Source organism: Rhodococcus cercidiphylli (assembly GCF_033042225.1).
Classification (GTDB): Bacteria; Actinomycetota; Actinomycetes; order Mycobacteriales; family Mycobacteriaceae; genus Rhodococcoides.
The window spans coordinates 318610-330953 of sequence record NZ_JAWLKE010000004.1; the positions used below are offsets into that span (position 1 = coordinate 318610).

Sequence of the window (12344 nt, forward strand, 5' to 3'; positions counted from 1 at the left end):
CACAATCGTCCGGTGAGTACTGGCAAGGCAGTCTGGGTGGTGTGGGGCGTCGGCGTCTTCGCCTACATCGTCGGAGTGCTGCATCGAACGTCGTTCGGCGTCGCCGGGCTGAGTGCGGCGGATCGATTCTCGGTGTCGCCGTCGCTGCTGTCGTCGTTCGTGGTGCTGCAGGTGATCGTCTACGCGGGGATGCAGATCCCGGCCGGGGTGCTGTTGGATCGCATCGGTTCGCGCAAGATGATCGCCGCAGGCGCGCTGATCATGGCGTCGGCACAGATCACGCTGGCGTTGACGGAGTCGCTTCCGGTCGCGGTGGTCGCCCGCGCGTTCGTCGGCGTGGGCGATGCTCTCACCTTCATCTCGGTGCTGCGGTTGGTGCCGGTGTGGTTCACGCCGCGGCGAGTGCCGATCGTCTCGCAGCTGACCGGTCTGCTCGGCCAGCTCGGCCAGGTGCTCTCGGCGGTCCCGTTCCTGATTCTGTTGAACGGACCCGGTTGGACGTTCGCATTCGGTAGCGCAGCGGCACTCGGTCTCCTTGCGCTCGTACTGGTTCTCGCGCTCGTCAGGGATCGCCCCGACGACGGAGCTGCCCCCGTGTTCGAGCCGACGACGCTGAAACAGACCCTCGCCTCCATCGCCGAGGTGTGGCGACGCCCCGGCACCCGGCTCGGCTTCTTCTCGCACATGGGTACCCAGTTCTCCATCACGGTGTTCGCGTTGCTGTGGGGTGTTCCGTATCTGACGTCGGCACAGGGCCTGTCGGCGTCGACGGCCGGAGCGTTGCTGACGGTGTCGGTGGCATCGGCGGTGGCGTCGGGCATCGTGGTTGGTGTTCTCACCGGGCGTTATCCGATGCGACGGTCGTGGCTGGTGCTGGCGATCATGATCGGCAACGCGACCATGTGGGCGATCGTGTTGGCGTTGCCCGGGCCCGCTCCGCTGTGGTTACTGGTGTTGCTCGTGGTGGTGATCTCGGTGGGTGGCCCCGGTTCGGTGATCGGGTTCGACCTCGCGCGAACGTTCAATCCGAGCGCCAATCTGGGGACGGCGCAGGGGATGGTGAACATCGGTGGTTTCCTGGCGTCGCTGTTGGTGATCGCGGCGATCGGCTGGATTCTCGACGCGATGGGCGGCTACACCTTCGACGGATTCCGGGTGGCGCTGCTCGCGCAGTTCCCGGTGTGGATTGTCGCGATCATCGGTGTCCTGTCGACGCGTCGCAAGACTCGTAGGGTGCTCGCTGCCGAAGGCATTCACCCGCACACGATGCGTGAGGTGCGGGACCGGATTCGCCGCAAATAAACCTTTGCGCAGACGGCGTTCTGCGCGCATGCTGGTGTCCCGAATATCGTTGTAAGACACAAGTAAATGCTACGTAAAGGTGAATCCAAGAGATGGTTACCGAGCCAGAAGTGAAGCCCGCGACCGGCGAGTATTCGCATCGCGAGATCATGACGATTCTGTCGGGCCTGATGATGGGCATGTTCCTCGCCGCCCTCGACCAGACCATCGTCTCGACGTCCGTTCGGACCATCGCCGACGACCTCAACGGGTTCTCGGTTCTGGCCTGGGTGACGACGGCCTACCTCATCACCTCGACGGTCTCGACCCCGTTGTACGGCAAGCTGTCCGACCTGTACGGGCGCAAGCCGTTCTTCATGACGGCCATCTCCATCTTCGTCGTCGGGTCCATGCTGTGCGGGATCGCGACGTCGATGTACGAACTCGCTGCCTTCCGTGCCATTCAAGGTCTCGGTGCGGGCGGTCTGATGTCGATGGCGCTGGCCATCATCGGCGATATCGTCCCGCCGCGTGAACGGGCCAAGTATCAGGGGTACTTCCTGGCCGTGTTCGGTACCTCCAGCGTGCTCGGGCCGGTCATCGGTGGACTGCTCGCAGGGCAGTCGTCGATCCTCGGAATCACCGGCTGGCGTTGGATTTTCTACATCAACGTCCCGCTGGGGATCATCGCGCTCGTCGTCGTGTGGCGAGTGCTGAACCTGCCGGTCTACCGCCGCGAGGCGCGCGTCGACTGTTGGGGCGCAGTGCTTCTCAGCGTCGGCCTCGTGCCGCTGCTCATCATCGCCGAGCAGGGTCGCGTGTGGGGATGGAGCTCGCCGCGGGCCCTGCTGTGCTTCGGAATCGGCATCGTCGGCGTCATCGCGTTCGTGCTCGCCGAGATCAAGATGGGCGACGACGCCCTGATCCCCATGCGTTTCTTCCGAAACCCGTTGTTCTCGTTGTGTATTGCTGTCAGCGTCATCGCCGGCGCAGCCATGTTCGGTGGCATCTCGCTACTGCCGCAGTACCTGCAGGTGGTCAAGGGATCCTCGCCGACGCTGGCCGGTTACCAGACCCTGCCCCTCGTCGGTGCCTTGATGGTCGCGTCGATCGTCTCGGGTCGCATGATCTCGAAGACGGGGCGGTACAAAATCTTTCCGATCGTCGGTACTGCACTGATGGCCATCGCGATGTTCGTCTTCCACTACGTGCACGCCGATACCCCGCTGTGGCAGACGATGGTCGTGATGGGCGTGTTCGGCCTCGGTCTCGGGTCGATGATGCAGCCGTTGACCCTGGCCATCCAGAACGCGATGCCGCCCAAGGACATGGGTGTATCCACCTCTGCCGCAACGTTCTTCCGGCAGATCGGTGCGACGGTCGGCGTTGCCGTCTTCCTGTCGATGCTGTTCACCCAGCTCACCCCGAAGACGGGAGACGCGTTGATCGCCGCCAGTTCGACCCCGGCATTCCAGCAGGCAGTACAGAGCGCCGCCACCGGTTCCGATCCGCTCGAATCGGGTTTCGCTCGAGCCATCGCCTCGGGTGACGCCTCCGTCGCAGGCAGTGCACTGCAGGACAGCTCGTTCATTCAGAAGCTCGAACCGGCTCTGGCCGAGCCGTTCCGCATCGGGTTCTCCGACGCCATGGATTACGTGTTCCTGGCCGTGTCGATCCTGATGGTCCTCGGATTCGTACTGGTGCTCTTCCTGAAGGAGGTTCCGCTGCGCACGATGTCCGGCCTGGCCGCTGCGCAGCAGGAACGAGACGAAGAACGAGCGAACGAGGCAGGCACCGGACTGCTCTGATGGCGTGAAGTCCGATGCCGTGAATCCTGGGACCAGGTACGGCTCGGTCCGGTGCGGGCCCCGGGAGCGCCGATCCGCTCAGGTCGAAGGTGCGGTGATGCCTCGGAACAGCACGTCGAGACCCAACTCGAGTTCGAGGGCACCGTCGTACTCGGTGATCAGAGGTGGCAGCGTCGACAGCAGGGGAAATGTGTCGATGGGGAGTCGGCGCAGAGCGAGGCTGAGGCGGTCGCCGGTCTCGTCCGGGTTGGCGGTCGTTTCCTGGGTCTCGCTCAGTAGATGGCCGCGTAGGAAGGAGATCATCAGCCGATAGCTCGTCAGGGCCTCGGGCAGCGTGAATCCCGCGGTGGTCAGCAGAATCAGAATGTTCTCGAGTGAGGCCAGTGACCGGGGCGTGCCCAATCCCAGTGGAGTCGCCTGAGGGCAGGTGGTCAGCAGCACCGCCGCGTGCGGGTGTTGGAGGGCGAGCTCACGGTAGTGCCGCGCAAAAATTCTGAGCTGACGCTGCCAATCGGGGTCTGCGCCGTCGACGCAGACGAGTGTGCCCAGTACCGAATCTGCGATGGCGTCGAGCAACGCCTGTTTGGTGGGCAGGTATCGGTAGACGGTCATCGGATCGCGATCGATCGATGCCGCGAGGCTCCGGATCGTCAGGCTGTCGAGTCCGGTTCGATCGACGATGCTCAGGGCGGCGGACACCACGTACTCGCGGTCGATCTTGATATTGGAGTGTGGGCCCGGTCGGTTCGTCGTGGACATCGGTAGGCAACCTCTCGAAAGCAGTGAACCGACCGGTAAGTAGGGGGCAAACAAACTTGTTGTTCGACAACACTTTTCGCTTGACTCATTATCCTACACATGGTGTGCTGTAGCTCTACACCGTAGAGATACGGGGAAACTCTTATTTGCGGAGTGGGCACGAGCCTCCGCTGATCGCATAGTTGTGTCACCTTGCCGAACTCCGTCGGCCGGTGACGTCATCGAATACGGAACCGCGATACCTCCACGCACTCGGATCGGTCCGGGGCGGCCGTTGAGCGTCGCGACATCAACTGCTGCGCAATCGAACTCGTCGGGGGATCGATTGCGCGGTTCACGAAGTCCGGCAACAAGTCCGCTTCGCCCAACCAGCAGAACGGTATGCAATCCATGCCCGCTTCACAGCACACGTGCACGTCGACCCCCATCAGGCGCAGGGGCAGAACCCTCGTTCCGCTTGCCGGTTCGGTCGCTTTGGCCACCAGCGCACTCATGCTGATCAACGTCCCCGCAGCCGAGGCTCAACCCACCACCGTCGAACTCGGCACCGCGGAGAGTTATGCCGTCCTGGCCGGCTCCAAGATCACGAACACCGGCCCGTCGAGGATCGGCGGCAACGTCGGAGTGAGCCCCGGCGTCGGTGTCGAACCGTTCATCACGGGATTCCCACCGGGAGAGCTCACCAGTGGAGTTATCGACGACCGCAATTCGGTTGCAGCGCAGGCGAAAGCGGATCTGAGTACCGGATACGACGACGCGGCCGGTCGACCGGGAGCAACCTCGACCGGAGTCGAACTCGGCGGACAGACATTGTTGGCCGGGTTGTACGGTTCGGGCACGTTCGGCCTGACCGGAACCCTCACACTCGACGCGCAGGGCAACTCCAACGCCGTGTTCATCTTCCAGGCGGCATCGACGCTGATCACGGCATCCGACAGCAGTGTCTCGCTGATCAACGGGGCCAACCCGTGCAACGTGTTCTGGCAGATCGGCAGCTCCGCGACACTGGGCACCGACACCCAGTTCGTCGGCACCGTCATGGCGCTGGCGTCCATCACCGCGACCACCGGTGCCACCGTCGACGGACGCTTGCTCGCCCGGAACGGCGCGGTGACGTTGGACTCGAACCGCATCACCAGCCCGAACTGCGCAACCGTTCCGCCGACGACCACAACGCCCCCGATCACCACGACACCCCCGGTGACGACTACACCCCCGGTGACCACTACGCCTCCGGTCACGACAACGCCCCCGGTGACCACGACGCCTCCGGTCACCACGACCCCTCCCGGTGACGGCGGCGGAACGCCGGGTACCCCGGGTGACGGTGGCGGTACGCCGCCGATCGTCATCGAAGTGCCCCCGATCCCAGGCCTTCCGCCCGTCCCCGGCATCACGATCCCGGCGATCCCCGGTATCCCGAACGTGCCGAACGTGCCGAACCAGCCGAACGTGCCGAACCAGCCGAACGTGCCGAACCAGCCGAACCAGCCGAACGTGCCGAACGTGCCGAACGTGCCCAACCAGCCGAACGTGCCCAACACGCCTGATCAGCCGAACACCCCCAACACACCCGGTGTTCCGAATCAGCCGAACACGCCGAGCGGCCCGGATCAGCCGGGCACGTACAACCCGGGCGGGCAGATCACGCAGATCCCGAACGGTGGCGTCGACACCGGTGACGGCAGCACTGTGTCATCCTCTGACGCAACGCCGTTCGCTGCGATCTGGACATTGCTGGCCGTGCTCGCGGTCGGTGCAGTCTCTGCCTTGACTCTGACTCGTCGTCGGCACTGATCGGTGAACCCTACCGTCGAGGTATCAGTACCTCTCGCTGAATCCGCCCGCACCACGATCCGTCATCGGGTCGTGGTGCGGGCGGTGGCAGCGGCGTTCCTCATGCTGCTGTTCCTGGTTACCGGGTGTGCAACGCCGTCGGATACCGTTCCCTTGCAGACTGATTCGACGTCCTCGGTTTCTTCTGCTCCTGCAGCCGTCGCCCCGACAGACGAGGGTGTTTCCGAATCGTCGGTTGCCGGGTCACCGCCTGCGCGCCTCGAGATCGGTGCGATCGGTGTCGACTCCGATGTGATGGGTCTGGGTCTGCGTCCGGACGGCACGATGGAAGTTCCACCGGTCGGTTTCCCGGCCGGTTGGTACACCGGGTCGCCGGTTCCGGGGCAACTGGGACCGTCGATCGTTGCGGGGCATGTGGATTGGGACGGCAGCCCCGGCGTTTTCTACCGGCTCCGCGATCTCCGACAGGGTGACGATGTCACCGTCGTCAGCCAGGACGGAAACACTGTCCGGTTCGTCGTCAGCGCGGTGGAGCAGTATCCGAAGGATGCCTTCCCCACCGACAAGGTCTACGGAGACATCGATCACCCAGGCTTGCGTTTGATCACCTGTGGCGGCCAATTCGATTCGGACATATCGAGTTACGACGACAACATCGTCGTGTACGCAGATCGCGTCTGAACGAGCTCTTTCGCTCACAGCAAGTTCGCAGGCTGCTCCCAGCCGGGCCGACGGTCCATCGCACACTCTCGTAGTCGACAACTTCGACGAACAGGATGTGCGATGACTGCCCAACTCGACCGACCGGCCGCGATGCCTCCGTCGCACGCCCGCCAGCCGTCCTGGCAGAACACGTGGTGGTATCGCCGCCGGCACCTGCTCGGTCTGCTGATTCTGCTCGCGGCCACGGCAACGCTGTACCTGTGGAATTTGACGGCAAGTGGATACGCGAACACGTTCTACGCCGCCGCGGTGCAGGCCGGTACCAAGGACTGGACGGCGTGGTTCTTCGGATCCCTCGACTCCGAGAACTTCATCACCGTGGACAAGCCGCCGGCCTCGCTGTGGGTCATGGGTCTGTCGGCTCGACTGTTCGGGTTCTCGAGCTTCGGTCTGCTTCTGCCGCAGGCATTGATGGGTGTCGCCTCGGTCGCGACGGTGTATGCCGCGGTCAAGCGTGTCGCGAACCCCATGGCCGGTTTGCTCGCCGGCTTTACCCTGGCATCGGTGCCGGCGGCGGCATTGATGTTCAACTTCGACAATCCCGACGCGCTGCTGGTGCTTCTCATGACACTCGGCGGCTACTTCGTCGTGCGATCTCTGCAGACAGCGGCCGGAAGGCGGGCCGCGATGTGGCTCGCTTTTGCCGGCGTGGCGCTGGGGTTCGCGTTCCTCACGAAGATGCTGCAGGGGCTGCTGGTGTTGCCGGCGTTCGGTCTCACGTATCTCGTTGCAGGACAGGCTCAGTTGCGGGCCAGATTGCTGCATCTGGTCGGGGCCTCGGCCGCTCTCGTGGTCGCCGCCGGGTGGTTGGTGACGGTCCAGCTCTGGCCGGAAAGTGCCCGACCGTACATCGGTGGGTCCACCGACAACACCGTGATGGATCTGGTGCTCGGGTACAACGGGCTCGGCCGCATCTTCGGCAACAGCGGCGGAGGTGGCATGGAGGCTCCGGCCGGGATGAGCGCTGGGGCAGCCGGGTCCAGCTTCGGCGGCTCGACCGGTCTGGATCGGCTGTTCGGCAGTGAGATGGGCATCCAGATCTCCTGGCTGATCCCGACGGCCCTGGTGGCGCTGGTCTTCGGGCTGATCGCTCGTGGCCGAGCACCGCGAACCGACCTCCTGCGTGCGTCCCTGATTCTGTGGGGCGGGTGGTTCCTGGTGACGGCGTTGATCTTCAGCTACATGTCCGGAACCATCCACCCGTACTACACCGTCGCGCTCGCCCCGGCTTTGGCCGGGATGATCGGAACCGGTGGTTACGCACTGTGGCTCAGACGTGAATCGATCTGGGGCAGAGCCGGTATGGCATCGATGATGATCGCAGCCGGGGTCTGGAGTTGGGTACTGTTGCATCGCAACGCGGACTGGCTACCGGCATTGAAGTGGATCCTGTTGGTGGGAACCATCGTTGCGGCCGTGATGATCCTGGCGGCCGGGCGATACCGAAGGCTCACTGCGGCTGCGCTGATTCTCGGAGCCGTGGCAGGTCTGGGCGGCGGCGCGTCGTATGCCATCGCTACGACGACCAATGCGCACAGTGGTTCCGTCCCCACCGCAGGTCCGACCGGTGCAGTCAGCGACGGCGGTCCCGGCGGAATGCCAGGCGGTGGAATGCCGAGCGGTGGAATGCCCAGTGGCGGAATGCCGATCGATGCGATGCCAAGCGATGCTATGCCGAGCGGTGATGCGGGCCTGCCTGCTGATGCTGCCGATCTTCCGGCCGGTTTTGCCGGCGGCAACGTGGGCGGCGGGATGGCCATGGGCGGCATGGGCGGTGAGTCCAACGAGGAGTTGGCTGCGCTGCTCGAGTCGACGACCACGAAATGGTCTGCTGCAGTAAATGGTTCGATGTCGGCTGCGGGTTACGAGTTGGCGTCCGACACGGCGGTGATGGCCATCGGCGGGTGGAGCGGAGATCCTGCGCCGTCGCTCGACGAGTTCATCCAGTACGTGGCCGATCATGAAGTGACGTACTACGTCTCGGGCGGTATGGGCGGGGGCATGGCGCGCGGAGGTTTGGGCGGCGACTCTGAGAGTACGTCCTCACAGATCCAGGAATGGGTCGAGGCGAACTTCACCGCCACCACGGTCGGCAGCGCGACGGTGTACGACCTCAGCACCTACACAGGCTGACACCGACCGAACGGAGCGACAGCCAGAAGGCACAGCTGTTCCACCGCGGACACTTCGACTGCGGTGGAACTTCTGTGTACTGAACCGAGATTCATCAGAAAGGCGGAGGATCATCGTCCGATGCTGAGGTAGGTACCGGCGCGGGCAGCGGCTGGATGATCTCCAGGCTCGACGTATCCGACTGTATCGCTTGACCTTTGGGCCTGCGATAGACGGCGGGCAGGTGGCTCAGGTCTGCGAGTTGCGTGGTGCCGGGAACCGTAACCGCTGAAGTGCCGGCATTCGAGACCCAGAACTCGACGCCATCGGCGAGCATCACCGGAGTCCACAGACCCATGGTCTTGAGGCTGTGGTGGTAGCGGCACAGGCAGTGCAGGTTGGTGTCGATGGTCCAGCCTCCCGACGAGGGATCGCGATGGAAGTACGGGACGATGTGGTCGATTTCGCACTGTTCGGCCGGGACGTCGCAACCCGGATGTCGGCAGGTGCGATCGCGGTACCGAATACGTTCCGCCAGTGCGACAGTCGGGCGATAGATGAGGGTTCCGGGTGGTGGCAGCTCGAGACCGCCGTGACCGTCCGGGTACAGCGCGATCCCGAGAGCTGGATCCGATGCGATCGCTGCTTCGAGTTCGGCAACGAAAGTGTAAGTACCGCGATACGGAGTGGCGACACAGCTGTTCCGTGGTGGTTGTGCGGACTTCGGCGCCCGCGGGTGCCGAGGAGCAATACCGCCGACACGGCGACGACCACGCCCCAGCGGATGAAACACCAGATGTGAGGTGCTGCCCTTGGACCTGCTGTTACTCGATTTGCCTACCTTGGATCCTCTGGGCTTCTTCTGGCCATTTTTCGATCTGCTGTTGTTCGTGCTGCCGGTGCCGGTGCCGCTGTCGGCTCTGCTCTCGGCACCTTTGTCACCAGTGCCTGCGCCTGCGCCGGTATCGGTATCGGTATCGAGGTCGATGAGTGACTCCAGGTCTTCGCCGTAACCGAGATTCTCCGCCAGATCGCGGGCTTCGGTGAGCAGGATCTGCCAGTGTGCGTTGTCGGCGAGTTCACGGGCGTACTCGGCATCGATGGGACCGTGGCCGGCAAGGTGGGCAGGATTGGACAGCAGACCGGCGAGCGTGGCGAGGTCCACCGTGATCACCGTCAGCGGTGCCCGTCGATCAGGACGCACAGAATCGGCCGTACAAGGATTGTCGTCATCGGGTTCGCACTTGCAGACCACCGACGACTCCTGCTGCAGTAGAGCAACATACGCTGCTGCACGCTTCTGCCCCTTGTTCCGCGGATCTCGACGGCAGACGGTAGCGGCCATCTCGTTGATCAACTGCCAGGCAGCTGCGGCGTCGGCGGCGGTGAGGTCGGCCTTCAGCGTCGACAGCACGTCTTTGTCGGTGTACGTGACGTTCGTGTGCCGTTCCAAGTCCTTACGCAGAGCGGCGGCCTGCTCGGGCGCGATGCGATACATGATCGACCAGATTTCCGTCGCCAGGGGACCAGGTGACAGGCGTCGGGCAGCGTGCAGAACCTCGCCTTGGACGGCCGTCGCCGCGTCCTTCGTCAGGTTGTGGGTACAGCGGTATATTGCGCGGACGCGGGCAAGGTCGAGTTCGCCGGCCTCGAACGCGGCCGCGACGGTAGGAAGCCGTAGCCGAAGGTCCATTCCTACCTCGGCGTACGTGTTCGCAACAGTCTTCGAGCAACCGAGAACGCGTGCAACTTCGGATGCCGCATAGTTGCCCGCGTCCTGAATGACATCACCGACAAGCACGTTCTGATGGATGCACGAGTCCCAGATAGCTGCGGCCAGAGCGACCTTGCGAGCGCACGCCTGATTCTCCAGAATCGCAACGTCGCGAATTTCGCCCAGCACTGTGCTGTCGATATACGGCTTCGGTTGCGGCCCGAGATAGGCCGCGAACCGACTGCGCGTCGAACTGGATGTGATCACTGTGTAGTCGCCCCCCGGCACGTGTTCCGACTAGAAGTAGAACGTACGTTCGATGGTACGGCGCAGTACGAAGTTCGTCAACCCCAATTCTGTTGTGCCGAGGAAGGATTGATCGAAACGGCCTATACACCCAGCCGCCGACAATTTTATTCGACTCCGACGCCGCGTAAGGCTCCAGGATGATCACGAGCCAGAACTACCCCGCCTTCGAGGTGAGCCCGGTATCGATTCCCGGAACTGATGCCGTCGCACCCGAGCTCCTGTGCGGCCTGTAGGGCATGCCGATGTTCGTCACCGTCCCCCCGCGAATCTCGCTGAATCGACCGAAATTCCGAACCCGAGCTCTCGGTTTCTTCGACCTCTTCGCGCTGGCCAGTGGCATCGATCCCCACCCAACTCACTCCGGAACGAGTATGAATCGCTCCAACACCACTCGAGTGTCGTCGTCGACGGTGAAATCGGGATCACCCAGTTCCGCGCGAACCTCGGTGGAGTGCCAGAATCTTTCGTGCCCGGCTCGCCAGTGTGCCACGTCGATGTATCCCTCACCCTCGTCGAGGGCATGTTGGAGCGAAACATTCTTCAGCGCAACGATATCGACACCCGTGGTTTCGATGACTCCCACCACGACTCCGGCCGAATCCACCACCGCGCCGCGTTCACCGACCCTCGGAAGCTCCTCTTCGGTGTACTGAATCAACAGGCTCGCTGTGCTGGTCTTCTCACCGGACAGCACAGCCGCAACATGTCTGTCCCGCAGCGGTCCTGGGTACGCGAATTCGACAATCGGTAGATCGGTCACTCGCACATCATATTTCGAGGTCGACCCACACCAGCCGGTGGTCCGACGGGTGCTCGGTGCCCGAGGGTCAGTGGACGGCGGAGTCGATCACCGTCAGATCGTCCGACGGCAGCACGTAGTCGACGCGCAGGTCGCCGGGCGTAGGGTCGGCGAAATCGGCTGTGTCCGTGCCATGTTCGGCCGACATGGGTGCCGGATCCTGCACCCGCGGAAGGTCGAGAACCTGCGCGATGGCACCGGCCACCGAATCTCCGTCGACCGGATCGCTGTTCTGATCGCCCAGCATGACGAACGATGCGCCGTCCTCCAGCCCGCCGCGCACACCGTTGTCGTCGTACAGGTAGTCCGCACCCGAGATGTAATCGGCACTGAGCCTTATCTCGTCGTGGTTGCGCTTGCCGTTGCGGTCTTCGGGCCCGTCGAAGGACGGGGGAGTGGGGTGGGACGCCAACACATGTAGCGTCTTCCCGTTCACGTCGATCGGCACGTCCCAATGGGCCTTGCTGGACAGTCGAAGCGCGTGGGACACCTCTCCGTAGTAGTCGCGCGGTAGCAGCGAATCCGGCATGTCCTTCCACAGGAAGTTCTGGAACGTACGTACCGAATCGGTCGCGATCGGAAACTTCGAGTACACGACCATCCCGTACTGACCGGGAAACTGCCCGAATCCCCAGGCATCGCCCGGGCCGCCCAGCTTGCCGTCTTGGTCCAGGTCGAGGCCCGAGTCGACGCCCGTGTTGACCGGCGCAGTGAAGAAATACGGGTACTGCCCCTCGAGATAGTTGTCGTTGAACAATGTCACCGCGTCCTGGCCCGAGTAATCGAACTCGTTGACCAGCAACACATCCGGTGAGTTCGCTGCGATCACATCGGCGACCGCGCGGGCCTGGACGTCCTCTCCACTCAGGTCCGTCACCAGCTGCCCGGCCACCGGCCGATTGAGGCTGGCATTGAACGTCGCCACCCGAATGCTCGACGGTTCGTCGGGGGCCGGGTCTGTGGCGGTTGGATTCACAGAGGAACAACCGGCGGCCATGACGGCGAGGGTAACGGTGACGGCCACGAGTCTCGACATTCTCAC

The 12344-nt window shown here is 63.6% G+C and carries 9 protein-coding genes; 5 read left to right on the forward strand and 4 right to left on the reverse strand.

Going from position 1 to position 12344, the window contains the following annotated elements; genetic code table 11:
* Positions 1–12: 12 nt before the first annotated feature.
* A complete protein-coding gene (locus R3P95_RS12050; protein WP_300524775.1) occupies positions 13–1302 on the forward strand; it encodes an MFS transporter in 1290 nt (429 codons plus the stop codon).
* Positions 1303–1394: 92 nt separating this feature from the next.
* The gene (locus tag R3P95_RS12055; protein ID WP_300524778.1) at positions 1395–3089 is read left to right on the forward strand and encodes an MDR family MFS transporter; all 1695 of its coding nucleotides are present in this window, start codon (positions 1395–1397) and stop codon (positions 3087–3089) included.
* Positions 3090–3167: 78 nt separating this feature from the next.
* On the opposite strand, the gene R3P95_RS12060 is transcribed toward R3P95_RS12055, so the two are convergent.
* The gene (locus R3P95_RS12060) at positions 3168–3848 is read right to left on the reverse strand and encodes a TetR/AcrR family transcriptional regulator C-terminal domain-containing protein (protein WP_032393995.1); all 681 of its coding nucleotides are present in this window, start codon (positions 3846–3848) and stop codon (positions 3168–3170) included.
* Between the two features lie 390 nt (positions 3849–4238).
* On the opposite strand from R3P95_RS12060, the gene R3P95_RS12065 reads away from it, so the two are divergent.
* The 3 genes from R3P95_RS12065 to R3P95_RS12075 all read left to right on the forward strand — a co-directional run bounded on the left by R3P95_RS12065 (position 4239) and on the right by R3P95_RS12075 (position 8501).
* Positions 4239–5645 carry an ice-binding family protein gene (locus R3P95_RS12065; RefSeq protein WP_283347678.1) on the forward strand — a complete coding sequence of 469 codons (1407 nt, stop codon included), beginning with the start codon at positions 4239–4241 and terminating at the stop codon, positions 5643–5645.
* Between the two features lie 84 nt (positions 5646–5729).
* A complete protein-coding gene (locus R3P95_RS12070) occupies positions 5730–6326 on the forward strand; it encodes a class F sortase (protein WP_283347677.1) in 597 nt (198 codons plus the stop codon).
* A gap of 102 nt (positions 6327–6428) precedes the next feature.
* Complete coding sequence (locus tag R3P95_RS12075; RefSeq protein ID WP_283347676.1) at positions 6429–8501, forward strand: ArnT family glycosyltransferase; 2073 nt, start codon at positions 6429–6431, stop codon at positions 8499–8501.
* A gap of 94 nt (positions 8502–8595) precedes the next feature.
* On the opposite strand, the gene R3P95_RS12080 is transcribed toward R3P95_RS12075, so the two are convergent.
* The 3 genes from R3P95_RS12080 to R3P95_RS12090 all read right to left on the reverse strand — a co-directional run bounded on the left by R3P95_RS12080 (position 8596) and on the right by R3P95_RS12090 (position 12338).
* The gene (locus R3P95_RS12080) at positions 8596–10461 is read right to left on the reverse strand and encodes an HNH endonuclease signature motif containing protein (protein ID WP_269595335.1); all 1866 of its coding nucleotides are present in this window, start codon (positions 10459–10461) and stop codon (positions 8596–8598) included.
* A 397-nt stretch (positions 10462–10858) separates the two neighbouring features.
* Positions 10859–11263, reverse strand: coding sequence for an ASCH domain-containing protein (locus tag R3P95_RS12085; RefSeq protein ID WP_269595334.1), 405 nt, complete (start codon positions 11261–11263; stop codon positions 10859–10861).
* 67 nt (positions 11264–11330) lie between these two features.
* Positions 11331–12338 (reverse strand): endonuclease/exonuclease/phosphatase family protein, encoded by a 1008-nt coding sequence (locus R3P95_RS12090; RefSeq protein ID WP_283347686.1) that lies wholly within the window; start codon positions 12336–12338, stop codon positions 11331–11333.
* Positions 12339–12344 lie beyond the last annotated feature (6 nt).